Origin of the sequence: Acinetobacter sp. WCHAc010034, assembly GCF_001696615.3 — a bacterium.
GTDB lineage: Bacteria > Pseudomonadota > Gammaproteobacteria > Pseudomonadales > Moraxellaceae > Acinetobacter.
Map to the genome: position 1 here is coordinate 2002022 of NZ_CP032279.1, position 25745 is coordinate 2027766.

General features: G+C 54.7%; 23 protein-coding genes. 13 read left to right on the forward strand and 10 right to left on the reverse strand.

Translation table 11 applies throughout. From position 1 onward, the window contains the following. Positions 1 to 14 precede the first annotated feature (14 nt). Positions 15 to 1565, forward strand: coding sequence for a murein biosynthesis integral membrane protein MurJ (gene murJ, locus BEN74_RS11155; protein WP_171404890.1), 1551 nt, complete (start codon positions 15 to 17; stop codon positions 1563 to 1565). 90 nt (positions 1566 to 1655) lie between these two features. On the opposite strand, the gene BEN74_RS11160 is transcribed toward murJ, so the two are convergent. After that, positions 1656 to 1814: a DUF1328 domain-containing protein gene (locus BEN74_RS11160; RefSeq protein WP_068913408.1), complete on the reverse strand. Its 159-nt coding sequence runs from the start codon at positions 1812 to 1814 to the stop codon at positions 1656 to 1658. A 183-nt stretch (positions 1815 to 1997) separates the two neighbouring features. Between BEN74_RS11160 and BEN74_RS11165 the strand changes: the two genes are divergently transcribed. Continuing rightward, complete coding sequence (locus BEN74_RS11165; RefSeq protein WP_162898220.1) at positions 1998 to 2447, forward strand: YcgN family cysteine cluster protein; 450 nt, start codon at positions 1998 to 2000, stop codon at positions 2445 to 2447. Here BEN74_RS11165 and BEN74_RS11170 read toward each other — a convergent pair. Beyond that, the gene (locus tag BEN74_RS11170; RefSeq protein ID WP_068913410.1) at positions 2444 to 4585 is read right to left on the reverse strand and encodes a putative bifunctional diguanylate cyclase/phosphodiesterase; all 2142 of its coding nucleotides are present in this window, start codon (positions 4583 to 4585) and stop codon (positions 2444 to 2446) included. The two genes, BEN74_RS11165 and BEN74_RS11170, sit on opposite strands and share 4 nt — an antisense overlap. Positions 4586 to 4868: 283 nt before the next feature. Between BEN74_RS11170 and BEN74_RS11175 the strand changes: the two genes are divergently transcribed. Next, positions 4869 to 6143: a replication-associated recombination protein A gene (locus tag BEN74_RS11175; RefSeq protein ID WP_068913412.1), complete on the forward strand. Its 1275-nt coding sequence runs from the start codon at positions 4869 to 4871 to the stop codon at positions 6141 to 6143. 219 nt (positions 6144 to 6362) lie between these two features. Here the strand turns inward: BEN74_RS11175 and purC are convergent, their stop codons facing one another. Genes purC through dapA form a run of 3 tightly spaced genes read right to left on the reverse strand, consistent with a single transcriptional unit; the run spans position 6363 to position 8637 of the window. Then, complete coding sequence (gene purC, locus BEN74_RS11180) at positions 6363 to 7082, reverse strand: phosphoribosylaminoimidazolesuccinocarboxamide synthase (RefSeq protein WP_068913414.1); 720 nt, start codon at positions 7080 to 7082, stop codon at positions 6363 to 6365. A gap of 36 nt (positions 7083 to 7118) precedes the next feature. Continuing rightward, positions 7119 to 7724, reverse strand: coding sequence for a lipoprotein-34 precursor (NlpB) (locus tag BEN74_RS11185; protein ID WP_068913559.1), 606 nt, complete (start codon positions 7722 to 7724; stop codon positions 7119 to 7121). 13 nt (positions 7725 to 7737) lie between these two features. Next, a complete protein-coding gene (dapA, locus tag BEN74_RS11190; protein ID WP_068913416.1) occupies positions 7738 to 8637 on the reverse strand; it encodes a 4-hydroxy-tetrahydrodipicolinate synthase in 900 nt (299 codons plus the stop codon). A gap of 715 nt (positions 8638 to 9352) precedes the next feature. Here dapA and mhpT point away from each other — a divergent pair. From mhpT to ppk1, 4 genes are all read left to right on the forward strand, one after another. Then, entirely contained in the window at positions 9353 to 10558 is a 1206-nt protein-coding gene (gene mhpT, locus BEN74_RS11200) for a 3-(3-hydroxy-phenyl)propionate transporter MhpT (RefSeq protein WP_068913419.1), read from the forward strand. 589 nt (positions 10559 to 11147) lie between these two features. Beyond that, the gene (gene pncA / locus BEN74_RS11205) at positions 11148 to 11786 is read left to right on the forward strand and encodes a bifunctional nicotinamidase/pyrazinamidase (protein WP_068913561.1); all 639 of its coding nucleotides are present in this window, start codon (positions 11148 to 11150) and stop codon (positions 11784 to 11786) included. Between the two features lie 54 nt (positions 11787 to 11840). After that, the gene (locus tag BEN74_RS11210) at positions 11841 to 12806 is read left to right on the forward strand and encodes a bile acid:sodium symporter family protein (RefSeq protein WP_068913421.1); all 966 of its coding nucleotides are present in this window, start codon (positions 11841 to 11843) and stop codon (positions 12804 to 12806) included. A 157-nt stretch (positions 12807 to 12963) separates the two neighbouring features. Beyond that, a complete protein-coding gene (ppk1, locus tag BEN74_RS11215; protein ID WP_068913424.1) occupies positions 12964 to 15027 on the forward strand; it encodes a polyphosphate kinase 1 in 2064 nt (687 codons plus the stop codon). Between the two features lie 61 nt (positions 15028 to 15088). Here ppk1 and BEN74_RS11220 read toward each other — a convergent pair whose 3' ends face one another. Then, a complete protein-coding gene (locus tag BEN74_RS11220; protein WP_068913426.1) occupies positions 15089 to 16342 on the reverse strand; it encodes a hypothetical protein in 1254 nt (417 codons plus the stop codon). Positions 16343 to 16419: 77 nt separating this feature from the next. Between BEN74_RS11220 and serB the strand changes: the two genes are divergently transcribed. The 3 genes from serB (at position 16420) to BEN74_RS11235 (ending at position 19020) form a co-directional block, all read left to right on the forward strand. After that, positions 16420 to 17640: a phosphoserine phosphatase SerB gene (serB, locus tag BEN74_RS11225; RefSeq protein ID WP_068913429.1), complete on the forward strand. Its 1221-nt coding sequence runs from the start codon at positions 16420 to 16422 to the stop codon at positions 17638 to 17640. 409 nt (positions 17641 to 18049) lie between these two features. Further along, entirely contained in the window at positions 18050 to 18382 is a 333-nt protein-coding gene (aciT, locus tag BEN74_RS11230) for an AciT family ciprofloxacin tolerance protein (RefSeq protein ID WP_068913563.1), read from the forward strand. A 158-nt stretch (positions 18383 to 18540) separates the two neighbouring features. After that, a complete protein-coding gene (locus BEN74_RS11235) occupies positions 18541 to 19020 on the forward strand; it encodes an SCP2 sterol-binding domain-containing protein (protein WP_068913431.1) in 480 nt (159 codons plus the stop codon). A gap of 140 nt (positions 19021 to 19160) precedes the next feature. Here the strand turns inward: BEN74_RS11235 and dtd are convergent, their stop codons facing one another. Then, the gene (gene dtd, locus BEN74_RS11240) at positions 19161 to 19601 is read right to left on the reverse strand and encodes a D-aminoacyl-tRNA deacylase (protein ID WP_068913433.1); all 441 of its coding nucleotides are present in this window, start codon (positions 19599 to 19601) and stop codon (positions 19161 to 19163) included. A 205-nt stretch (positions 19602 to 19806) separates the two neighbouring features. Between dtd and pncB the strand changes: the two genes are divergently transcribed. From pncB to asd, 3 genes are all read left to right on the forward strand, one after another. After that, entirely contained in the window at positions 19807 to 21009 is a 1203-nt protein-coding gene (gene pncB / locus BEN74_RS11245; RefSeq protein WP_068913436.1) for a nicotinate phosphoribosyltransferase, read from the forward strand. A gap of 179 nt (positions 21010 to 21188) precedes the next feature. After that, entirely contained in the window at positions 21189 to 22037 is an 849-nt protein-coding gene (locus tag BEN74_RS11250) for a sulfurtransferase (RefSeq protein WP_068913438.1), read from the forward strand. Further along, complete coding sequence (asd, locus tag BEN74_RS11255; protein WP_068913440.1) at positions 22034 to 22885, forward strand: archaetidylserine decarboxylase; 852 nt, start codon at positions 22034 to 22036, stop codon at positions 22883 to 22885. The genes BEN74_RS11250 and asd overlap by 4 nt, the downstream gene beginning before the upstream one ends. Positions 22886 to 22947: 62 nt before the next feature. Here the strand turns inward: asd and BEN74_RS11260 are convergent, their stop codons facing one another. From BEN74_RS11260 to BEN74_RS11270, 3 genes are all read right to left on the reverse strand, one after another. Then, positions 22948 to 23547 (reverse strand): SPOR domain-containing protein, encoded by a 600-nt coding sequence (locus tag BEN74_RS11260; protein WP_068913442.1) that lies wholly within the window; start codon positions 23545 to 23547, stop codon positions 22948 to 22950. 134 nt (positions 23548 to 23681) lie between these two features. Beyond that, positions 23682 to 25487, reverse strand: a complete 1806-nt coding sequence (gene argS, locus BEN74_RS11265) for an arginine--tRNA ligase (protein WP_068913444.1) — start codon at positions 25485 to 25487, stop codon at positions 23682 to 23684. Between the two features lie 58 nt (positions 25488 to 25545). Further along, positions 25546 to 25740 carry a hypothetical protein gene (locus tag BEN74_RS11270; protein WP_068913446.1) on the reverse strand — a complete coding sequence of 65 codons (195 nt, stop codon included), beginning with the start codon at positions 25738 to 25740 and terminating at the stop codon, positions 25546 to 25548. Positions 25741 to 25745: the final 5 nt, after the last annotated feature.

The following is a 25745-nucleotide window of genomic DNA, read 5'->3' on the forward strand; positions in this document are numbered from 1 at the left end:
AATTTAAAAATTAGGTGAATCCTATGGCGCTTTGGCGATCGACGGTCATAGTCAGCGCAATGACTATGCTGTCACGGGTCCTGGGTTTGGTCCGGGATATTGTGCTGCTGAATGTATTCGGCGCCGGCAAGGACTTCGATACCTTTGTGGTGGCGTTCCGCATTCCGAACTTTTTCCGGCGGCTGTTTGCCGAAGGCGCCTTTTCGCAGGCCTTCATTCCGGTATTAACCGAATACAAGACCAGCCGCACCCATGCCGAGGTGCAGATTCTGATCAGCCGGGTCTTCGGCTGCCTGGCGACCTTCATGAGCGCGCTGACGTTTATCGCCATGGTGGCGGCGCCGGCGATTATCTACATCTATGCGCCGGGCTTCCATGATGATCCGGAGAAGTTTGCGCTGGCGGCCGATATGTTCCGCCTGACCATTCCCTATCTGCTGTTCATGTCCTTAACGGCCTTTGCCAGCAGCATTCTGAACAGCTACGGCTCATTTACTTCGCCGGCATTTTCGCCGGTGCTGCTGAATCTGGCGATGATTGCCGGCGCGGTGTGGCTGACGCCGCATATGGCCGAGCCGGTTATGGCGCTGGGCTGGGCGGTGCTGATTGCCGGCGCGCTGCAGCTGGCGATCCAGATTCCGGAATTATGGCATAAAAAGCTGCTGATCCCGCCGAAAGTCGACTTCAAGCATGAAGGCGTTGACCGCATCATGAAGCTGATGCTGCCGGCGCTATTCGGGGTATCGGTTACGCAGATCAACCTGCTGCTGAATACCATCTGGGCCTCGTTTATGCAGGACGGTTCAGTGTCCTGGCTGTACAGCGCCGAGCGCATGACCGAGCTGCCGCTGGGCCTGATTGGCGTGGCTATCGGCACGGTGATTCTGCCGTCACTGTCTGCGCGCCATGCCGAGCAGGATCAGGACAAGTTCCGCGGCATGATTGACTGGGCGGCCCGGGTGATTGTGCTGGTGGGCGTGCCGGCCAGCATCGCCCTGTTCATGCTGTCTACCCCGATTATTCAGGCGCTGTTCCAGCGCGGCCAGTTTACGGCGGAAGATACCGAAATGACGGCGCTGGCGCTGCAGTGCATGAGCGCCGGGGTGATTTCATTCATGCTGATTAAGGTGTTTGCGCCGGGTTTCTATGCGCAGCAGGACACCAGAACGCCGGTGCGCGTGGGCCTGATGGCCGTGGCGGCCAACGCCATTTTGAACGTGGTGTTTATCGGCTTATTCAAGCTGATTGACTGGCATGCGGAGCATATGGCTCTGGCCCTGGCGTCTTCCGGTTCCGCCTTGGTCAATGCCGGCATGCTGTATTTCTATCTGCATAAGCGCAATATTTTCCGTTTTGATGCGCACTGGAAAAAGCTTGGCCTGCAGTACGCCGTGGCCAACGCCGCCATGATTGCAGCGCTGTGGTACGCGCTGACATGGTACAACGGCGAAGCTGCGCAGTGGATCCGCATTGCGGAAGTGGCCGGACTTTGCGTTGTGGGTGCAGCGGCTTACGGCATCGCCTTGCTGGCGTCTGGCTTCAGGCCGCGGCATTTAAAGCCTTAAGCCGGACTGCAAACCGGATTGCCATATGCAGAATAAGCGCCTTCAGGGGCGCTTATTTTTTACTGCTGAAACGGCTCAGCGCAGCGGGCGCTACATCTTGCCGCGGGAAAGAAAGCCGACAATGGCGAGAATCAGCGCGATCACCAGCAGGATGATTGCAAAGTCTTTCGACAGGCCTGCAACGCCGCCGAAACCCAGCAAGCTCGCAATCAGCGCAATCACAGCAAAAATAATAGCCCAGCGGAACATGGCCTTTCTCCATGTGCTTTTGTTCTGAGTTTCAGTATAGGATGATGAATTTCAATGCATTGTTATTCTTTTGTTGGGAAGTTTTGGCTGAATTGTGAGCGCATGCGGCGCGGCGTGAAGCGCCTGCAGCCGCGCCAAGGCTGTTATAATCCGCTGAATACCTCAACTGAAGCCCAGAGCGTGATGGAACCGATTCGCCCGCAATTTTGGAAAAACTACGCCTTAGCGGAAATGACGCATGCCGAATGGGAAGCGCTGTGCGACGGCTGCGGCCTGTGCTGCCTGATTAAGCTGGAAGATGAAGAAACGCTGGAAGTGGCCTATACCAAAGTTGCCTGCAAGCTGCTGGACTGCGCAACCGGGCACTGTTCAGACTACGCCAGCCGCGTGCAGTCTGTGCCCGACTGCATTCAGCTGACGCCGGAAAAGCTGCAGCAGATCCACTGGCTGCCGCCGAGCTGCGCCTACCGCCGGCTGAATGAGGGCAAAAGCCTGCCGTCATGGCATTATCTGAATACCGGCAGCCGCAGCAGCGTGATTAAAGCCAGAAAATCGGTTGCGGGGCGCTGCGTCAGCGAAACTGCCGTGAATGAAGATGAAATTGAAGACTATATCGTGCGCTGGGTGCGCTAGCCTGAGCAGGGCGAAAGCAAAGCGGTGGCATCCGCGCAGCTGAGCGGCCGGTAAAAATAGAAGCCCTGGCCTTTCAGGCAATGGCAGGCCTTTAAAATTTCCAGCTGTTCCGCCGTTTCAATGCCTTCCACCAGAATATCCAGCGAGATGCTGGCGCCCAGCTGGGTAATCGCCTGCACAATCGCTAAAGCCGAACGGTCCAGCGTCATGCGCTCGACAAAATTCTTGTCAATTTTAATGCAGTCAATCGGGTAGTCCTTCAGCCGGGTCAGCGATGAATGCCCGGTGCCGAAATCGTCCAGCGAAATCTGAATGCCGGACTGCTTCAGCAGATTCAGCGCGCGCCGGACATAGTTGGCGCCGCGCTCGGACAGGCTCTGTTCGGTAATTTCCAGTTCCACCGCATGGTGGGGAATGCCGTACTGCCGGATGCGCTGCAGCAGCTTTTCCGCATAGTCATCGCGCAGAAATTCCACCGGCGCCGCGTTGATGGAAATCGGCAGAACCTGCATGCCGTCCGCCATCCACTGCTGAATGTCCTGAAAGATTTTGACCTGCATCACTTCGCTGATGCCCGAGGCCAGCTCATAGTCATGAAAGGCGGCGTAAATATTCGACGGCAGCTGCAGGCGGCCGCTTTGGTCATGCCAGCGCAGCAGCGCTTCAAAACCGATCACCTGGGCGCTGTTCAGCAGCACTTTGGGCTGGTAAAAAGGCGCAATGCGGTCGGACTTAAGAATGCTGCGGGCCAAAGTTAGCTGCTTGGTGGTGACTTCCAGCGCTTCAAACATCGCCTGATTGAACATGCGGATGCCGCCGCGCCCGCTGGATTTCAGGTCATTCAGCGCGATGTCGGCGCATTTCAGCAAATTGGAGGCGCTTTGCGCATCGCGCGGGAACATAGAGCAGCCGATGCTCATGCCGCCATTGATGTACTGGCCGGCATAGCTGATCGGCAGCTCCATCTGCATCCAGGCCAGCTGCGCGGTTTCCATCAGCTGCGCCTGATCGCGCAATTCAGGCACCAGAATCGCAAATTCATCGCCGCCTAAGCGCGCGACCGTGATGCCGGCTTCAAAGCAGTTTTTAAAGCGCTGCCCCAGCGTCTGCAGCAGATGGTCGCCTGCGCTGTGGCCCAGGGTATCATTGACATGCTTGAAATAGTCCAGATCAATCAGCAGCAGGCCGACCTGCTGGCGCCGCTGCAGCGCGTCATGCAGGCTGAGCCTGAAAATATGATTGAAGGCGCGCCGGTTCAGCAGCCCGGTCAGCTCATCTTCTTCGGTGGCCTGCTGCAGCCGGCTTTCGGCGATTTTCTGCTGGCTGATGTCGCGCGAAACGCACAGAATATGCTGGGTCGCGCCATTTTCATCCAGGACCGGCGTTAAAATATTGTCCCAGTACTGCGGCGCCTGCCCGGCAACCGCGCTGTTTCCCGCAAAGCGCGAATTTTTCCCCTGAGCGGCCTGCGCCAGGGCGCTGGCGCCGGAAGCGCGGACATCTTCAGGCAACAGCTCCAGCCAGGGCATGCCGAATTTTTTATCAGCCGCCGGAATGCCGAGCGCCAGGCAGCCGGAACGGTTCATATAGGTGACTTTGCCGTCCGGGGTCAAAATTTTGATGCTGTCCGCGCTGGCGTCCAGCATTTTATTCTGCGCCGTGACCTGCCGGGTCAGCTGCTGCTGCTGCTCATAGCAGTCATGAATATCGGTCCAGCTCAGCAGCCATTGAAACGGCGGCTGCGCATCGGGCGGGAAGTCAACCTGCACCGCGCACATGCGGTAGCCCAGCTGGCTGTGCCTGATGCGGCAGGATTTTTTAAAGCTTTGCCCGCTCAGCAGGGCGGCGCGCCACAGCGCCATAAAGCAGCCGATATCTTCGGGATGAATGAAATTGAGCCACTGCTCATTATCCTGCTGGGTTAAATCCGACCCGACAAATTGCGCCATGGCGCGGTTCAAATACGGAATATCCTGCCGGGTTTTCAGCCAGACCGGCAGATTGAGATGATTAATCAGATGATGCAGCTGCGCAAAGTCGGAAGGCGCCGGAAAAAGCGGCGCAGCCTGAAACTGTGCAGGAATTTCAGATGGATGCTGCGCGCCTGGAGCCTGCTTTTTTTTTGATGATAATTTCATAACGCCCGCCAATTCAGCATTTATATTTATGCAATAAAGTACGACATTAATAATCACATTCCGGCTGTACTCATAAAAAAGGTCTTATTGACTGTTTTTTCAATTTTGCACTTTATAATTAAGCATATTTATGCGGTTTTGCATAGTGAGCTTAGACTAAGTCGCTAAGATTTAAAATAAAAGCTGCAGCATAAAGCCTGCACAATGAATAATGCTCCGGGATTTAAAATCCTAGTGCTAGAATACGGCTAGACTTATTTTTAGCCCGCAATGAAACTATAAGATGTCAGACAGCCATATTCCGCTTCCAGAACGACTCAGACCCCGTGACCTGTCGCAAATTATCGGACAGGATCACCTCTTGGGCCATCAGGCGCCGCTGCGTCAAATGATTGATCAGGGGCATTTGCCGTCGATTATTTTCTGGGGGCCTCCGGGGGTCGGCAAAACCACCATTGCGCTGCTGCTGGCGCAGGCGGTTGACCGGCCTTTTGTCAGCCTGTCTGCGCTGAGCGCCGGGGTGAAGGAGCTGCGTGAAGTGATCGCCGACGGCGGCGACCTGCTGGCGCCGGTGGTGTTTATTGATGAAATTCACCGCTTCAACAAGTCGCAGCAGGACGCGCTGCTGAATGCCGTGGAAAAAGGCAAAATCACCCTGATTGGCGCCACCACGGAAAATCCGTCTTTTGAGGTCAACAGCGCCTTATTGTCGCGCTGCCAGGTCTATACCCTGAATGCGCTGGATGCCGAAGCGGTGCAGACCCTGCTGACCCAGGCCGTGCAGCAGGACAGTTTCCTGCAGGCGCGCCATATCCAGATCGAAGAATTTGACGCGCTGCTGCAGTTCGCTGCCGGCGATGCGCGCAAGGCGCTGAACCTGCTGGACTTGATTGCCAGCACATTTGAGCCGGATGTGGAAAACATCATCACCAATGCCGTGACCGTGCGGGTCGCGCAGCAGAATATCGCCCGCTATGACAAATCCGGCGAACAGCATTATGACCTGGTTTCGGCCTTTATCAAGTCAATCCGCGGCAGCGATCCGGACGCTGCGCTGTACTGGATGGCGCGTATGCTGAAAGGCGGCGAAGACCCGGTATTTATTGCCCGGCGCATGCTGATCTCAGCTTCTGAGGATATCGGCAATTCCAACCCGAATGCGCTGCTGCTGGCTGGCGAATGCTTCCGCTCCGTGCAGGCCGTCGGCATGCCTGAGGCGCGGATTATTCTGGGCCAGTGCGCAGTGTATTTGGCCACCAGCGCAAAAAGCAACAGCACTTACCTGGCCATCAATAAGGCCATGAGCCTGGCGGAAAAAACCGCCAATCTGCCGGTGCCGCTGCATTTGCGCAATGCGCCCACCAAGCTGATGAAAGCGCAGGGCTACGGCGCAGACTACCTGTATCCGCACAATTATCCGGAGCATTTTGTGCAGCAGGACTATCTGCCGCCGGAGCTGAAAGGCACCAAGCTGTATGAATCCGCCCGCAATAAGCGCGAGGTGGAAGGCGAGCGCCTGCAGCAGCGGCGCTGGATGCAGGAACAGCAGCAGCAGTGAAAGCTGAAGGCCAGCAAAACCGCAGGCGCAGCCTGAAGATTCAAAGGCGCGCTGCAGTGTTATGCAGCGCTGCGGCTCTTGCTGTCCAGCGCTCTGCCTGCGCATCTGGATAACCGGATTGCACATCAGCGGAATGGCGTTCAATAGGGCGGATTGGCCCGTCAAATAAAAAAACCGGGCTAAATGCCCGGTTTTTCAGCTTTGAAGCTTCAGTACAGATCAGATATCTGACAGGTCGATGCCGATGCGGGCAGCCACTTCTTCATAAGCTTCAACCACGCCGCCTAAGCCTTGGCGGAAACGGTCCTTATCCAGTTTTTTCTTGGTGTCTTTGTCCCACAGGCGGCAGCCGTCCGGAGAGAATTCGTCACCCAGAACAATGCGGTCATGGAACACGCCGAATTCCAGCTTGAAGTCGACCAGCAGCATGCCGCCGGCAGCGAACAGCTCTTTCAGCACTTCGTTGACTTTATACGTCAGCTCTTTCATTTGAACCAGCTGCTCAGCAGTCGCCCAGCCCAGGGAAATCGCCTGAGACTCGTTGACCATCGGGTCGCCCAGCGCGTCATCTTTAAAGAACAGTTCGAAAGTCGGCGGCGTCAGCTCTTTGCCTTCTTCCACGCCCAGGCGGCGGCACAGCGAGCCCGCTGCATAATTGCGCACAACGCATTCAACCGGAATCATCTGCAGTTTTTTAACTAAAACTTCAGTCGGGGAAAGCAGCTTTTCAAAATGGGTTTCAATGCCGGCAGCTGCCAGTTTTTCCATGATAAAGGCGTTAAAACGGTTGTTGACCTTGCCTTTGCGGTCCAGCTGTTCAATTTTTTCGCCATTGAATGCAGAAGCATCATCACGGAAGACTAGGATGAGGTGGTCTGCACTGTCTGTTTCATAAACAGATTTCGCTTTACCGGTATAGAGCAAGGTTTGTTTTAACATGGGGGAACCTTTTTCAAAAAAAAATGCCTAGTACGACTAGGCTGGCCAATTTTGGTAAATCTGAGCTAACAGATCTGCAGCTTTTTCTTTGTCTGCAAAGCTGCTATCGGCATTGAACACAGCAAGGGTATTGCTGGACCCGGCAGATGAAAGCCTGAGCACATAAGTCTGCTGGTCGACTTTAACCGTCACTTCGTAACTGTTTTTGCTCTGGCCAACAACGGTATGGTTCAGGCTGCTGAGGGCAGCAAGGGTGTACTGCCAAATTGTAGCAGAATTTCCGTCAATTTTGAGCAGCGGATTTTGATTTCCGTCAGTGACCAGCTGCGGCCGGCCGATGCCTGCATCTTCAGGCTGGCTGCTGCCTGCAGAGGCCGGCTCTTCAGCGTCCGGGCGGGGCATGGCGAAGCGGCTGCCACGCTTGTTTTCAAGCTTCGGCGCATGCTCAATGGCAAGCGGGTCAACTGCCGGAGCAGGATACAGCGGCGTTGCAGGGCGCACCATTGAACCTTCAGGATACTGCAGCGGGCTTAAGTCGGTGGTGCTTTTATAGTCTAACGTGCCGTTCTTAAAGGCAAGGGAACTGCATCCGGCCAAACTGAGTGCTGAAAGCGCAAGGGCCAGCCCTAAACGTAATTGCATAATATTTTGCTCTTTATTTAATAACGCCCGCATCAGCCAGTGCTGCATGAAGCGGCGCGCGGTATTGTTCTGCCAGCGGCGTCAGCGGCAGGCGGATGCCTGCCCCAATTAAACCCATGTCATGAAGGGCCCATTTCACAGGAATTGGGTTGGATTCGCAAAACAGAATATTGTGTAAATTTGCAACTTTGGCGTTCAGCTGCTCAGCGCGTTCAGCATCGCCGGCAATTGCAGCCGCGCAGACTTCGCTCATTTCCTTCGGCGCGACATTTGCCGTAACGGAGATGTTGCCCAGCGCGCCCAGCGTAATCAGCTGATAAGCGGTTGCGTCATCGCCGGAATAAACGGTCATGTCTTTGCCTTTCAGGCCTTCAAGCAGGGCCTGGCCGCGTGGCACGTCGCCGGTGGCATCTTTAATGCCGACAATCTGCGGGATGTCCGCAAGGCGGATCACGGTTTCATTTTCCAGATCTACGCCGGTGCGGCCGGGAACGTTGTAAAGAATCATCGGCATGTCGGCAGCGGCGGCGATGGCTTTATAGTGCTGATACAGGCCTTCCTGCGTCGGCTTATTGTAATAAGGCGTCACCAGCAGCGCAGCGTCCGCGCCCAGCTCTTTGGCTTCTTTGGTTAATTCAATCGCTTCATGCGTCGAGTTTGCGCCGGTGCCGGCAATAATAGGAATGCGCTTGTTGGCGACGCGGATCACTTCCTTAATGACCTGAGTATGCTCAGCCATGCTTAAGGTGGACGCTTCGCCGGTCGTGCCTACGGCAACAATGCTGTTGGTGCCTTGTTCAATATGCCACTCAACCAGCTTTTCTAGACCCTTCCAATCTACGCTGCCATCTTCAAACATAGGGGTGACGATTGCGACAATTGAGCCTTGAATGGTCTGTGCTTGCTGAGTCATTTTTAAAACAATCCTATTTGTCCATCCGACGTGAATTAGGAAAACATAGATGTGGATGGGTTCGTATTTTGATTTACAGCGGATTCAATGCGCTTGCGCTGCATTGAGTAATGCTTATGCAAATTATGACTGATCATGCGCATAAGAACAATATGCTTTAGTCAAAGCCATAAAAATCTTTATACAAAGCAAATTTAAAATAATCAAGCAGATGATTTGGCGGATCTGCCGGAAGGCGGCGCGCTGTAAACGCCTGCGGCAAAGCATGAAAATTCCAGCTGATTTCCTGCAGGGCAGCTGCGCTGCAAGCCCAGAAACCGGGGAAGCGCAGGAAATCCGTGCATTTTGCTCAGGTTTTAAGAGGAAAAATGAATCAGGCTAGACCTGAAAGCTATCCTGTTTTCAGCGGCCCTTGATTAAAATCCTCAATAAAAACCGCGTTAATAATCAATTTAAAATATAAGGGAAAGCGCAGCCTGCAGCGCGCAGCAGGGAATTTCAGCCGGAACTGCGCGCCGGCGCAGTGAAAAAGGCGCTTTTCCGGCAGCGCAGTGATCGCTTTTAGGACTTTATCCGGCGCCGGCGGGAAATGGCATAAATCCAGCATTTATGCGCAAAGCCGGGCAGCAGCTTCAACTTATGGATAGTTAGCGCGCAGGCCCTGCTCATGGATGATGGCGCCCTTAGAGAACGCCAATTGAACAAGGATTATCGAATGGAAAAATCAGATCATAAGCATGCTGTGGTCACCGTAGCGATCTGTTTCCTGATTGCGGTGATTGAAGGCTTGGATATTCAGGCTGCGGGCATCGCCGCCGCCGGCATCAGCGAGCACTTCGGTCTGGACAAGCCGCAATTGGGGGTGTTTTTCAGCGCAGGGATTCTGGGCCTGCTGCCCGGCGCGCTGGCCGGCGGCCGTTTTGCAGACCGGATTGGGCGCAAAAAAGTGCTGATCTGCTCAACCGCGGTTTTCGCTCTATTCACACTGTGCACAGTCTGGGTCAACAGCTTTCACAGCCTGCTGGCGGTGCGCTTTCTGGCCGGCGCCGGCCTAGGCGCGGCCATGCCGATTTTAATTACTCTGGCGTCTGAAGCGGTCAGTCCGCAAAACCGCGGCCGCGCAGTGGGCCTGATGTACTGCGGCATGCCGGTAGGCGCAGCCCTGCTATCTTTGATCGCAGCCACGGATTTTGGCTCAAACTGGAAAAACGTATTCTATTTAGGCGGCCTGCTGCCGATTGTGGTGATTCCGCTGATGATGCTGCTTTTGCCGGAATCGCGCGAATTCCTGCAGGCGCAAAATCAGGCGGAGTCTGCAGACAATGCTGCGCCTAAAGCATCTTTTAAAGACTTATTCAATGAAGACAACCGGATCCGCACCCTGTGCATTTGGGTCAGCTACTTCTTTACGCTGATGGTGGTATACATCATGCTGAGCTGGCTGCCGTCGCTGTTTATGGAGCTGGGCTTTTCGCGCAAAGAGGGCAGCACCGCGCAGTTCTACTTCATGGCCAGCGCGGCCATTGGCACCATCATTTTGGGCATGCTGACTGACCGCTGGAAAAAGGCCTATGTCATCATTTTAATGTACGGCGGGATGCTGGCCGGCCTGTTTGCCCTGAATGGCGCAGGCTCCTTGACCCAAATGTATATGGCTTCCGCGCTGGTCGGGGCGTTTGTGATCGGCTGTCAAGGCGTGCTGTACGCCTTCGGCGGAATTGTCTATCCGACTGCAATGCGCGGCACAGGGGTGGGCGTCGGTTCTGCGGTAGGCCGCATTGGCGCAATGCTTGGGCCGGCCATCGCGGGCCAGCTCCTGGCTGCCGGTTTTGGCGCAGCCGGGGTGATTTCAGCTGCCATTCCATGCATCATTATTTCCGCAGTGTTCATGCTGCTGCTGGTGCGCCGGATAGGCCAATAACCCCGCGTGTAAATAAAAAACCTGCATCAGCGTAATGCCAGTCAGTTAAGAAACTGACTGGCATTTTTTTAAATTCTAGAGCCACTCGAATAGATCTGTTTCATAAATCAATAAATGATCATTTATTGGCAGTAAAATTAATATTGAAAGTTCCTTCTCTTGCGCCATATATGGCTCAGGGAGAAGGTTAGGATGAGGGGATTTTTTCAATAAAATCCTCCCCCTTGCGCAGCAGTGCTGTTCACCTTTTTCAAAGGAGGGAGCGTTTCGAGATTCAATACCATATTGAATTCAAGGGTGTTCCCCTCTTTTTCCTTGCGCCATATATAGCTCAGGGTTAGGGGAGATTTATCAATCAGTAATAATGAAATTACGCTTAACTGATCAGCATTACTGCGCCAGCGGACTTTCTTTCAAAGCAATGCCGCTGGCCTCAGCTGCACTGGAGAAAAGCCTGCATTTGCCCGGCTGCAGCCGGCATGCAGCAAAACAGCCATTTCTTTTTTGCCTGCCGGCTTCAATACTGAAGCCCTTTTTCAGTTATGCTGAAGCGCAGATAGCGTTGAATAAAAAAAGGGATAGAGGCTTTATGCAGAACAATAGCGCGTTGATTGTGGTGGATGTGCAGAATGGATTCACCCCGGGCGGCAATCTGGCGGTGGCCAATGCTGACCAGATTATTCCAAAAATTAACCAGCTGGCGCAGTATTTTGACAATGTGGTGCTGACGCAGGACTGGCATCCGGAAAACCATATTTCTTTTGCAGAAAACCATGCCGGACGCCAGCCGTTTGATACGGTGCAGCTGGCTTACGGCCCGCAGGTTCTGTGGCCGGCGCACTGCATTCAGGGCACGCATGACGCGGCCCTGCATCCCGCGCTGCATGCCCCGCATGCGCAGCTGGTGATCCGCAAAGGCTTTCATGCGGAAATTGACAGCTATTCGGCTTTTATGGAGGCCGATCATAAAACCTCGACCGGCCTGGCCGGCTATTTGAAAGCGCGCGGCATTGATACGCTGTTCATTGCCGGCATTGCGACGGATTTCTGCGTGGCGTGGACGGCGATTGACGCCTGCAGGCTGGGCTTCAAGACCTTTGTGGTTTCAGATGCGTCTAAAGGCATTGACCTGCAGGGCTCGCTGCAGCATGCGTGGCAGGACATGCTGGCGCATGGGGTAAAGCGCATTTATGTCAAAGATATTGCCAGCCTGCACGGGGCAGCCTAGCTTCGGCTCATTCTGAGCTGCCTTTTTATCCGCCTGTACAGAGAGTGAAACCGCATGGCTGCATTTCTGAGATTTAACCGCTGGGTGCAGCAAACTTTTGCATTATGGGTAGTGCTGTTTTCCGGCATCGCGCTGTGGCAGCCGGAAGCGTTTGTCTGGCTGAAAGCCTATATCCCCTGGATGCTGGGCATCATCATGTTCGGCATGGGCATGACCATGACCGTGGCGGACTTTAAAGGCGTGATGCAAAGCCCGAAAGCGGTGCTGATCGGTGTCGCCGCGCAGTTCATGGTGATGCCGGGCCTAGCCTATGCCTTGTGCAAGATTTTCGCTTTGCCGCCGCAGATCGCCGTGGGGGTGATTCTGGTCGGCTGCTGCCCGGGCGGCACAGCCTCCAACGTCATTACCTATATGGCGAAAGGCAATACCGCGCTGTCTGTGGCCTGCACCTCAGTATCGACCCTGATTGCGCCGCTGCTGACGCCGGCGGTTTTCTATCTTTTAGCCAGCCAGTGGATTGAGATCAATGCCTTATCCATGCTGGCCTCTATTCTGCAGGTGGTGCTGTTCCCGATTGCGCTGGGCCTGATCGCGCGCAGCCTGTTCCGGCGCCAAGTGGAAGCCTATGTTCAAGTCATGCCGCTGATTTCGGTGGCGGCCATTGTGGCGATTGTGGCAGCCATCATTGGCGGCAGCAAAGGCCAGATTCTGCAGTCAGGCCTGCTGATTTTAGGCATTGTGATGCTGCATAACGGCTTGGGCTATCTGCTGGGCTTTTGGGCCAGCCGGCTGTTCAGGCTGCCTTATGCCGACTGCAAGGCGGTGGCTATTGAAGTCGGCATGCAGAACTCCGGCTTAGGCGTGGCGCTGGCGGCGGCGCATTTCGCCGCCTCGCCGCTGACCGCGCTGCCCAGCGCGATTTTCAGCCTGTGGCACAATATTTCCGGCCCGGCTTTGGCCAGCTATTGGGCCGGCAGGGCAGAGGCGCCGGCCGCCGCAGCCCCGGAAAATGCGGACTGAACATGGCGCCGCTGCGCTTTTCTGTTAAAAGCGCAGCTAAAACAGCTGTTTAAATTATTTACAGATAGCCTGCCTGTAACATGACTGTCATAATGTCTGCCTAACATGCCTTTCCGAAGGCTTTATAACAGACTGTTGCAGACAGCATTGAGAGGGTATGCAGAACTTTCAGCATTCATCGGAGACGTATTTTAACCGGGAATTATCACTTTTTGAATTCAACCGCCGCGTGCTCGCGCAGGCGCAGGATCCTGATTTGCCCTTGCTTGAGCGCTTGAGCTTTCTGATTATTTTTGCCAGAAATCTGGATGAATTTTTTGAAATCCGCGTTGCGGGCCTGATGAAGCAGCGCGATTTGAACGCCATAGCCCGCACACCGGATGCGCTGCCGACCGAAGTGGTGCTGCATGAGCTGTCGCAGGCGGTGCATGCATCGGTCAAAAAGCAGTATGAAATTTTAAACCATGCGGTTTTGCCGGAGCTGCAGAGCCGCGGCATTCAGTTCATTCAGTATCAGGATATTTTAGAAAAGCATAAGGCGTGGATTGCCAAATACTTCGCCAAGGAAGTGCAGCCGGTGCTGACCCCGATCAGCCTGGACCCATCGCACCCTTTTCCGCGCCTGGTGAATAAAAGCCTGAACTTTATTGTCAGCCTGGAAGGCAAAGATGCCTTTGGCCGTGAAATCACCCTGGCGGTGGTGCCGGCGCCGCGCTCGCTGCCGCGCTTGATTGCGCTGCCGAAAGACGTGGCCGGCAGCGCGGATGCGCAGATTTTCCTGACCGCCATCATTCAGCAGCATATCAGCGAGCTGTTCCCGGGAATGAAGGCCACTGGATGCTACGCTTTCCGCGTGACCCGCAATGCCGACCTGATTCTGGCTGAAGATGTCGATGACCTGGCGGTGGCGCTGAAGGATGAGCTGTCTTCGCGGCGCTTTGGCCGCGCGGTGCGCCTGGAAATTGAAGATGACTGCCCTGAAGCCATCATGCAGTACCTGCTGGACCAGTTTGACCTGAGCGAGCAGGAGCTGTACCGCATCGGCGGGCCGATCAACCTGTCGCGCCTCAGCACCAGCTTTGAGCGCCCGGAACTGAAGCATCCGCACTTTACCCCGGTAATTCCTAAAATCTTCCGCAAGCCGCACAGCATGTTTGAGATTTTAAAAGCGCAGGACGTCCTGCTGCATCATCCTTTTGACTCCTTCCAGCCGGTGATCAGCCTGCTGCGGGAAGCCGCCAAAGATCCTAAAGTCTTGGCGATCAAGCAGACCCTGTACCGCAGCGGGCCGGATTCCGAAATTGTGCAGGTGCTGGCCGAAGCCGCCCGCAACGGCAAGGAGGTCACCGCGGTGATTGAGCTGCGCGCGCGCTTTGATGAGGAATCCAACATCACCGTGGCGAATATCCTGCAGGAAGCCGGCGCAGTGGTGGTGTACGGCATTGTCGGCTATAAAACCCACGCCAAAATGATTTTAATTGTGCGCCGCGAAAATAATCAGCTGCTGCGCTATGCGCATTTGGGCACCGGCAATTACCACGCCAGCAATGCGCGTATGTACACCGATTATGGCCTGATGACCACGCAGCCGGAAATCTGCGAAGACGTGCACCGTATGTTTCAGGAGCTGACCGGCATGGGCAAGATGGCCAAGCTGAAAGCGCTGCTGCATGCGCCTTTTACCCTGCACAGCGAGCTGCTGCGGCTGATTGATCAGGAAACCGCATTGGCGCAGGCCGGCAAAGCCGCCCGGATTATCATTAAGGTCAATGCGCTGACCGAGCCGCAGCTGATCGCCGCGCTGTACCGCGCTTCTGAAGCCGGCGTGCAGGTGGACCTGATCATCCGCTCCATCTGCTGCCTGATTCCGCAGGTGCCGGGCATGTCGGAAAATATCCGCGTGCGCTCCATCGTCGGGCGCTTTCTGGAGCATACCCGGGTGTATTATTTTGAGCACGGCGGCCAGAAAAAGCTGTACTGCGCCAGCGCGGACTGGATGGGGCGCAACCTGTTTTCCCGGGTGGAAACCTGCTTCCCGGTTTTGGATGCCGGCCTGAAAAAGCGCATTTTCAAGGATGGCTTGGTGAGTTACCTGAATGACAATCAGAATGCATGGGACCTGCAGCCGGACGGAACATGGATTAAAGCCGCAGCGGATCCTGCAGGGCAGGCGCACAGCGCGCAGCGCCTGCTGATTGAGCAGAAAATGCTGAAAGTCTGATTTTCCTCAAACCTAAAAAAGCCTGATCAATGTCAGGCTTTTTTAGGCTTCAATCCGCGGCTTAAGAGGCTTTGGACTGCTTGGACTTCAAGATTTCCGTGCGCAGGCTTTGCGCTATTTCGGCCGCTTCGCTGTCCATGCCGTTAATCATAAAGGCATGGCGGGTCAGGACATTGGTCGGGTTCGGCAGGCTGACCAGCTGGAAATGATCTGAAATTTCCTTCAGCTGGGCATTCGGCACATGCACGGCGCTTTCCTTGGCGGACAGCTGCTGCACCAGGCGTTCAGCGGCCTGCACGGAGGACAGCTGCATGGCTTCCACCGCGCTGGACACCGCGCTGCGGGTCTGCAGCACAAAGCGCTTCTCTTCGCGGTAGCGCTTATACAGCACATCCGACAGCAGCTGGAACACCGCGCTGATCATGGTCAGGCACTGCAGCGCATTCGGCGTGTCCGCCGACATGCTGATGGTGGCGCCTTTCTCATCAAACTTATGCACGGTGCAGAGGTCTGAGCTGTTCAGCTTGTAATGCTGCACGCACAGCTCCGCAGTCTTGTTCAGGAAAATCTGGCACAGGTTGAAATAGGGCGCAGAGACCGTGCTGTTGACCGTATCCAGCAGCTGCTTCGGGTCGTAGAACTGAATATTCAGCGCCAGCTCATTGCTGTCAACCACAATCGGCTTGCTTTCCTTCGCTTTGGCTTTGTTCTGGGCCTGCTGCTGCGCCTGGGCGATCACCACGGCGGCGTTATGCTTTTCCTGCTCCAGCGCCTGAGCCAGAGTCTGGATTTCATGCTTGAGGCGCGACTCATTGTTAATCTGCGCCAGATATTCGCTGCGGCTCGGGCGGGCAATCGCACGGTACGCCAGCCACAGCAGGCTATGCACAATCAGCGAGGCCAGGATCGCCAGCCACTGCGTGCGCAGGATCTCGCCGATGCTCGGCTTGATTAAAGTGATTTCAACGCTGCCGGCTTTTTTCTCATTCAGCACCGCATCGCGGACAAAGACCTCGCCTTCGCGGGTTTTGGTCAGGCCGCCGGTGGCCATCACCTGATTATCCGCATTCAGGATGCGGATCGAGGCGACGCTGGGGTTGGTCGCATAGCGGTCCGCCAGCAGGGCTAGAGACACGGTATTGGCCGGCTCCAGTTCAGAAATGCTGTCTGTCACCAGCTGGCTGGTCATGAGCTGGCCCTGGCTGGCGCGGTTCTCGTTCAGCTGGTGAGTGGTCGCCAATACCAGCAAAAAGGTATGGAAAGCAAAACTTACAATCAGTAGGCTAGCAAATAGCCCTTGTCTAGGCGCATTCAACGTAAACTTCCAAGGCAATTCTGTTCATTTTCGATTATGATTCTCCCAATAGCTGCAGCTCAGACCCGAGTCAATTCATGCGAGAAATCATTCTTATTTCATTTTTAGGACCTGACCAGCCTAATCAATTTACACGATTAATGCAGGTGCTTTCCGTTCATTCCCTGCAAATTCTGGATGTCGGGCAAGCCGTCATCCATAACCAGCTGACGCTCGGCATTGTGGTGTCGTCTGATGATCAAACTGCGACAGCATTAGCCATGAAGGAAATTCTGATTCTAGCACATGATATCGGCTTAACTGTGCGCTTTAAACCGATCTCTGCAGCAGAATATGACCAGTGGGTGAGCGAGGGAGGCCGCACGCGCTATATCGTGACGGCTTTAGCCCCGGAATTGGATGCTTCGCACTTACAGGCCGTTACAAAAATTGTCTCCGGCCAGGGCTTCAATATTGAAACCGTGACCCGCCTGTCGGGCCGTCCGGTGCTGACCGGGCAGGCGGAAGGCCCGAAGCGCGCCTGCGTGCAGTTCGGCCTCAGCGGGCAAATGCTGGACGCGGCCGCCATGCGCGCCGCCTGCCTGCGCCTGTCGGCTGAGCTCAGCGTCGATGTGGCGGTGCAGGAAGACAATGCCTACCGCCGCAACCGGCGCCTGGTCTGCTTTGACATGGATTCGACCCTGATTGAGCAGGAAGTGATTGATGAGCTGGCGATTGAGGCCGGGGTGGGCGAGCAGGTTGCGGAAATTACCGAGCGCGCCATGCTGGGCGAGCTGGATTTCCAGCAGAGCTTCCGCGCCCGCGTGGCGCTGCTGAAAGGCCTGGACGCTGAGGTGCTGCCGAAAATCGCCGAGCGCCTGACCGTTACCGAAGGTGCTGAGCGGCTGATTTCAACCCTGAAATCATTGGGCTATAAAACCGCGATCCTGTCCGGCGGCTTCCAGTATTTTGCTGAATACCTGCAGGAAAAATTAGGCCTGGATGAAGTGCATGCCAATGTGCTGGATGTCGAAGACGGCAAGGTGACCGGTGAAGTCAAAGGCCATATTGTTGATGGCGCGCGCAAAGCGCTGCTGCTGCGCGAGCTGGCGGACAAGATGGGCATTTCGCTGGAGCAGGCGATTGCCGTGGGCGACGGCGCCAATGACCTGCCGATGCTGTCGATTGCCGGCCTGGGCGTGGCCTTCCGCGCCAAGCCGCTGGTGCGCCAGAACGCCAATCAGGCGATTTCCAGCGTTGGCCTGGACGGCGTGCTGTACCTGCTGGGCGTGCATGACAAGGATTTGAACCGCGCATAATTGTGACCGGAGCATGAAAAATGCGGCGCCTGCGCCGCTTTTTTTGCCTGAAATTCAGCTGGAACCGGCCGGCGGCCCGCCGCCGCTGCCGATAAAAAAAGCAATTGATCCGGCCCGGAAAATTTTTTCAGGCATGCGGGAAAGCGCGGTTTTTTTTGTAATGACACGCCAAGCGTGACGGCATCATTGTTCTGGAAAAAGCCTTTAAAATAAAACTGTAATGACAAAATAATATTGCGACAAGGTGTGTCGCTTTTGCAAAATACAAGACTTTTTTTATGCGGAAAACTCAGCATAATGCATGCATAGAGATTGAGATCGACAGAATTCCATTGACTCATTTAACGGTTACAGTTGGCAGAATGGAGCACAGTTTGAGCGCTGCGTCTGCCGAATGACGGAGGTTTTTATGGTAACAGCGAATTTAGCGACCATTGCCGGCTTGAGCCTGATCGCCGCTGCCTTGATTGCTGTTTTCTTCTCGCCTTATCGTCGCTGGTTAAGTTTCATGCTGGCTGGGATGCTGGCCTGGGGGCTGATTGAAGTCATCCGCTTTGGCGCGCAAACCCTGTTTGAGCTGCCCATGGCTCACAGCTACCTGACGGCAATGGCTTCCGCGATGACGGTATTCAGCTTGATGCTGCTGCGCGAAGACCGCCGCGCCGAGCGGGCCTTGGCGAAGCGCCGCTGCATAGAGCATACGCCGGTATATGATGATGAACGGCAATGCTCCAGCCGCTGAAGGCTAAAGTTCAGATCTGCATAAAAAAATGCGCCTGCGGGCGCATTTTTTTATGCGCGGCCGGCTGATAATTGTCATACAAAGGCTTAGTGCTGAAAATAGAAGTTATGGTAGGATGAAGCAGTCAATTTCCCAACAATTACAATAGGCTCAAAGTCATGAAACTATCATCAATTCCTGTCGTAAAGTTACCTCTGGTTGATGTCAGCACGGATCCGCTGGATTTGCTGGTTGCCGGTTTAGCGCTCCGGATGAAGCAGCTGGCGCGCACCAGCCCAAAATTTATTGAGCTGATTCATGAGCGCCAGTTCCGCATTCAGATTGGCACGGATTTGGGCGTGGCGCGCCAGATTATTGTAAATAATGGGCAGATTGACACGGCCGCCGGCGATGCGGAAAAAGCCGATTTCATCCTGCAGTTCGCGGACAGCGAGCAGGGCGTGAAAACCCTGATGAAAGGCGATCCGACCGCATTCATGACCGGCATGCAGAACGGCAGCATTAAAATGGAAGGCGACTTTGGCCTGCTGGTATGGTTTAACAAGGCTGCCAAACTGATTCCGCCGAAGCTGCCGAAACCGGTCAAAGAAAAATTCAAAGCCGCGCGCCGCTTCTTAAAAGAGAAAACCGGCCGCTAATTTCAAGGCGGAAGCCTGAAAGCAGATGCAGTTAAAAAAAACCGGTTTCATGCAGGATGGAACCGGTTTTTCATTTGCATCTGAAATTAAAATAACAACGGAAAAGCCGTTTTTATGCCGCTTGCCGGCTTGGCACTCAGCTATTCCACTTCCAGATTAAAAGTCACCGGGCCGTCATTCACCAGATGCACCTTCATATCGGCAGCGAAAATGCCGGTTTGCACATTCGGAAACTGCGACTTGGCGTAGTCCGCCAGCTGCAGGTACAGCGCCTGGGCTTCGGCCGGCGGCATGGCGGGGCCAAAGTCCGGGCGCAGGCCCTTCCGGGTTTGCGCCATCAGGGTGAACTGCGACACCAGCAGCAGGCCGCCATTGGCCTGCGCGAGATTCCAGCCCATTTTGCCCTGCTCATCATCAAAAAAGCGGTATTTTAAAATCTTATCAATCAGCTTTTGGCCTTTTTCCAAAGTATCCTGCTTGCCTAAGCCCAGAAAAACCAGCACGCCATGGCCAATTTCACCGGCGGTTTCGCCGTCCACCACCACTTTCGCTTCCAGAACCCGCTGCAATAACGCCCGCATCTTTCATCCCATGCCATTCATTTTAAGCGCCCTAGTGTAGCAAAGTCCGCGCCGCGGCATGCATGCGGTTTTGCGCCTCAGCCATTCAATTCGGCCGGCGCGCTTTTAGACATTGGCCTAAAGCGCGCCGGCTTCCGGCAAAACTTGCTATACGGCTGCGGAAAATATGCTTTAATGCAGGAAGCACAGCGAAATTCACATAGATATGGCTCCAATCATTCATTCACTGCTTGATACAGATTTGTATAAATTCACCATGCTGCAAGTGGTGCTGCATAAATTTCCGCAAACCCACAGTGTGTATCATTTCCGCTGCCGCAATTTAGATGAAACCGCCTATCCGCTGACGGATATTCTGGATGATTTGAATGAGCAGCTGGATCATCTGTGCCGGCTGAAATTTGCCGAAGATGAGCTGCTGTACCTGCGCAGCCTGCGCTTTATTAAAAGCGATTTTGTCGATTATCTGGAATTATTCCAGCTCAAGCGCCGCTTCATCAAGGCCGGCATTGACCGCGAAGGCCGTTTGGACATTTGGGTTGAAGGCCCGATGGTTCAGGCCATGATGTTTGAAATTTTTGTCTTGGCGATTGTCAATGAGCTGTATTTCAAGCGCATCCGTTCCGCTGAGGTGCTGGCCGAAGGCGAGCGGCGCCTGAAGGCGAAAGTCGGGCTGATCTGCCAGTATAAAGCCGAGCAGAATCCGGCTGATCCGCCGTTTTTAGTGTCCGATTTCGGCACCCGCCGGCGCTACAGCTTTGCGTGGCAGAAGCATGTGATTGAAACCCTGCATGAGGCGGTGCCGGAGGTGTTCCGCGGCACCAGCAATGTGCTGATTGCCAAACAGCTGGGCATTTTCCCGATCGGCACCATGGCGCATGAATTCCTGCAGGCCTTTCAGGCGCTGGATGTGCGCCTGCGCGACTTCCAGAAAGCCGCGCTGGAAACATGGGTGCAGGAATACCGCGGCGACCTGGGCATTGCCCTGACAGATGTGGTCGGCATGGATGCCTTCCTGCGCGACTTTGACCTGTATTTCGCCAAGCTGTTTGACGGCTTGCGCCATGACAGCGGCGACCCCTATGAATGGGGCGATAAAGCCTATGCGCATTATAAAAAGCTGAAAATTGACAGCAGAAGCAAAATGCTGACTTTCAGTGACGGGCTGAATCTGGAAAAGGCCTGGTCACTGCACAATTACTTTAAAGACCGCTTTCAGGTCAGCTTCGGCATCGGCACCAACCTGACCAATGACATGGGGCAGACCCCGCTGAACATTGTGCTGAAGCTGGTGGAATGCAACGGCCAGTCGGTGGCGAAAATTTCCGACAGCCCCGGAAAAACCATGACCGACAATGACACCTTTCTGGCCTACCTGCGCCAGGTTTTTGATATCGCCGAGGCCTAGGCGGATTTTCAGCCTGCGCTTTTCAGGCCATGCCGGACGCCGCGCCGGCATGGCGCCTGCAGGCCAAAGCGCTTCCATATCTGTTATCCTGCTAAAGCAATGCAGAAAATCAAAATAATCCTGAAAATGACTTATGCTAAGATCAAAACCACCTCATCTTTATACCCTATGGCGCCGCAATGACTGAATCTGCCTTAAATCTTGGACTGCTGATTGAAGCGGAAGACCTGGTGCCGCATTTAGGCCATGAGAAATTAAGAATTGTCGATTTGAGCCGCAGTTCGGTGTATGAGCAGCTGCATATTCCGCACGCGCTTCACCTGAAGCCGAAGCTGCTGCTGCGCCAGGAAGAGCAGGCCACCGGGCTGCTGCCGGATCAGGCGGGACTGGAAGCCTTGATCCGCCATTTGAATATTTCTCCGGAGCATCATCTGGTGGCTTATGATGATGAGGGCGGGGCATGGGCCGGGCGCCTGATCTGGAACCTGCACTGCCTGGGCTTTGAAAATGCCAGCCTGCTGAACGGCGGCATTCATGCCTGGCTGGGCGCAGGCCTGCCGACCTCTTCCGAGGCCGAATCCGTGCAGCCGGTGGCGCAGCTGGTGAGCGTGAACTTAGCGCAGAAAAACCGGCATCAGATTGAATATGACCAGCTGCTGGAAAAAGTGCAGAACAAAGCCACTCAGATTTGGGACTGCCGCACGGAAGATGAATATACCGGCCTGCGCTTAGCGGCTAGACGCGGCGGTCACATTCCCGGCGCGCTGCATTTTGAATGGAGTACTGCCCTTAACCGGGAAAATCATTTAAAATTGCATCCTTTGCAACACACGCAGCAGCGCTTGGAACAGCTGGGATTCAATCTGAATGAACCCGTGGTGGTCTATTGCCAGTCACATCACCGCTCAGGGCTCGCCTATATTTTGGGGCGCCTGCTGGGCTGGGAAATTCAAGCCTATGATGGCGCGTGGAGCGAATGGGGCAACCGCCCCGATAGTCCAGTCATAACCGGAGAGCTGCCGTCTTGAGCATCACATCGCGATTAAAACAACAGATTTTCATTCGGGCGCAGCGCGCTGTGCCGCAGCACAAGCTGTCGCGGGTGATTGGCAAAGTCGCCGCCAGCGAAAACCCGCTGGTGAAAAATGCGGTAATCGCTGCCTTTAAAGCGCAGTACGGCATTGACATGTCGATTGCGGAGCAGGGCAATGCCCTGAAATTCAAATCATTCAATGAGTTTTTTACCCGTTCTTTAAAAGACGGCGCGCGCGCCATTGATGCAGACGCCGGCAGCATTGTTTCGCCTGCAGACGGCGCAATTTCCCAGTTAGGCAAAATTGAAGCCGGCGACATTTTTCAGGCCAAAGGGCAAAGCTTTTCGGTTGAAAAGCTGATTGCAGATCCGCAGCTGGCGGAACCTTTCAAAAACGGTGAATTCGCCACGGTGTACCTGTCGCCGAAAGACTACCACCGCGTGCATATGCCGTTTGCCGGCACCTTGACGGAAACGCTGTATGTGCCGGGCGAGCTGTTTTCAGTCAACCAGACCACCGCGGAAAATATTCCAGGCCTGTTTGCGCGCAATGAGCGCATGGTCTGCCTGTTTGATACCGAGCTTGGCCGCATGGCTGTAGTGCTGGTCGGCGCGATGATTGTGGCGGGCATTGAAACCGTGGCCACAGGCAAAGTGAAGCCGACGGGCCGCCTGGAATTGAATCAGCACAACCTTTTCCTTGAAAAAGGCGCAGAATTGGGGCGCTTCTATTTAGGCTCTACCGCAGTGATCCTGTTTGAAGAAAATAAAATCCAGTGGGATGCTGCCTTTAAAGCCAATTCAGCGGTGATTATGGGCGAAGCCCTGGGGCATGCCCTGTAAAATCAGGCTGCCCGCGGCCATAAAAAATGCGCCTTTAAAGGCGCATTTTTTATGGCTTAAACTCAGCGTTTCACCACAATCGAGTCGATGCCGCTGTGCTGCAGGGTCTGCTGCGCAATCACCGCAGCCTCCTGAGAGTCATAGGGGCCAGACACCACGCGGTACCAGACTTTGCCATTTTCCGTGCTTTGCACCACATCCGCCGACAGGCCGTTCAGGATAATTTCCGCGCGGCGCGCATCGGCCTGATCAGGGTCATCATAGCTGCGCACCTGAAGGATATAGCTGGGCGCGGCTGCCGGTTCGCTGACTTCAAGCCCCGGCTCTTGCGCGGCTGCAGGCTTCTGCGCCTCAGGCGCTTCAATAATCACCACAGCGCTCTGGCCTTTGCTTTCAGGCACAGCCTGCTCCGGAATCGGCGTCACCTGCTGCTGCGGCAGCAGGTCATAAAAACGGTAGTCTTTATTGGTGTCTTCCGGCGCATGCTCCGCGCTGCCCTGGCTTTTAGGATGAACCGGCTCCCAAGGCTTCCAGAGCATGAGCGCAACCAAAAAACTCAAAATGATCAAAATAATCGCCAAAGTTCCCAGCCAGGCTGGAATTAAGGGCTTTTTCGGCTTATTCGGCCGTTCAGATACACCGCGCTGCGTTTTTCCAAACACGAGGAAACCTCATTATTTTAATTAAATGCCGCATGGGGCATGGCTTTCAGCTTAACTGCAGAATCACTGCGCCTTGCCGGAAGTCCGGCAAGGCGCAGTGATTCTGTCTGGCATCAATGTAAAAATACCGCGCCTTACATCGACTCAGGCGCAGATACGCCCAGTAATTCTAAACCATTGCAGATAACTTGCTGTACGTTTAATGATAACAGCAGGCGCGCCTGAGATAAGGCAACATTCTGCTCATCCAGAATTTTCACATCTTCCTGCGCATACCAGCCATGGAACAGGGCGGCCAATTCCTTCAGGTAGTTGCCGATCTGATGCGGTTCATAGCTGTTGGCTGCGCGGGTGACAATTTCAGGATAGGCCGCCAGCTTCGCCAGAATCTCAGTTTCCGTATCTGCGCTTAAAAGCGACGCATCGTAGTTCTGCAGCTGGCTGCGGTCAAACGGAATATTCTTTTCAGGCGCGCGGATATCGACCATGCGGTTCACCCGCGCATGCGCATACTGAATGTAATACACCGCGTTGTCCTTGCTCTGCGAAACGGCAAGGTCAAGGTCAAAGTCAATGTGCTGTTCAGATTTGCGCATCACATAGTAGAAGCGGGCGGCATCGTTGCCGACTTCCTGGCGCAGGTCGCGCAGGGTGACAAACTGGCCTGAACGCGATGACATCTGCACCATTTCGCCGCCGCGCCAGAGGCTGACAAACTGCACCAGCAGCACGGTCAGCTTTTTGGAGTCATAGCCCATTGCGTCAATGGCGGCTTTGACCCGGGCAATATAGCCGTGATGGTCAGAACCCCAGATGTCAATGATGTCGGTATAGCCGCGCTGCAGCTTGTTCAGGTGGTAGGCGATGTCGGAGGCGAAATAAGTGGTCTGGCCGTTGCGGCGCTTCACCACGCGGTCTTTTTCATCGCCGAATTCAGTCGACTTGAACCAGATGTTGCCGTCCTTTTCATACAGGAAGCCGCGCTGATCCAGCGTCTGCAGCGCTTCATCAATTTTTTCAGTTAAAGACGCTTCGCTGAACCATTGATTGAAGGTTACGCCGAATTCGCCCAGGTCATCCTTAATGTCATCTAAAATGGCTTTTAAGGCTGCCTGATGGAAAACGCGGTAGCCGGCGCCGATCAAGCTTTGCGCATTGTGAATCAGGCCGTCAATGTGCTTTTCCTTGTCGCCGGATAAAACGGTTTTATTGCCGTCGGCATCCGGTTCGGCAGCGTACTGCACATCTTCAGGCACATCTTTATACACTTCAGCGGCAGGGCGCACATAAGCGTCGCCGTCCTTGCTGAGGATGCCCTGCGCGATTTCCTTGACATAGTCGCCTTGATAGGCATTTTTAGGGAAAACCAGCGCCTGCCCGGCCAGTTCCAGATAGCGCAGATAGGTCGAAGTCGCCAGAATGTCCATTTGGCGGCCGGCATCATTGACATAATATTCGCGGTCAACTTTCGCACCGGTGGCTTCCAGCAGGCTGGCGACGGTCATGCCGTAGGCTGCGCCGCGGCCGTGGCCGACGTGCAGGCTGGACGTAGGATTGGCGGAAACAAACTCAACCTGAATGCGCTTGGCGGCATTGGCCTGAGTGCGGCCGTACTGGCCTTTTTGCGCCTGAATCTGCTCCAGCACCGCAAAGCGCTGGCTGGCATTTAAAAAGAAGTTGATAAAGCCGGGACCTGCAATTTCTGCTTTGCTGATGTCGGCCACTTCCGGAAGATTCGCAAGAATTTTTTCCGCCAGATCACGCGGCTTCATCGCAGCAGCTTTAGACCCGATCATGGCAATATTTGACGCAAAGTCGCCGTGGCTCCGGTCTTTGGTGCGCGTCAAGGTGCTGGTATTGCTCCAGTCAGAGGGAAGTACACCTTCAGCTTGAAGGGATTGCACTGCATGTTCGAGCGCTGCTTGTATTGCCGTATTCATAATCAGTCGAGAAATAAATGTCGCAGAAAAACAGCAAATATAGCAAATTTCAGGCCCTTTAGGTGAAGCCATTTGCTGCGAATAAATAATATTCGATTAAAAATGAAAAATCGCCTGTATCGGTAAAAAAGCGGCCTGCGCGCCGGGTGAATTTGCGGCAGCTGCTGGGCAGGCGGACAGGCTGCGCGGGGCGCCTGAATTTGCCGGCAATATTCCGGAACTCAAGGCCCGCCGGCGCCGCCAGATGGGCCATTTGCG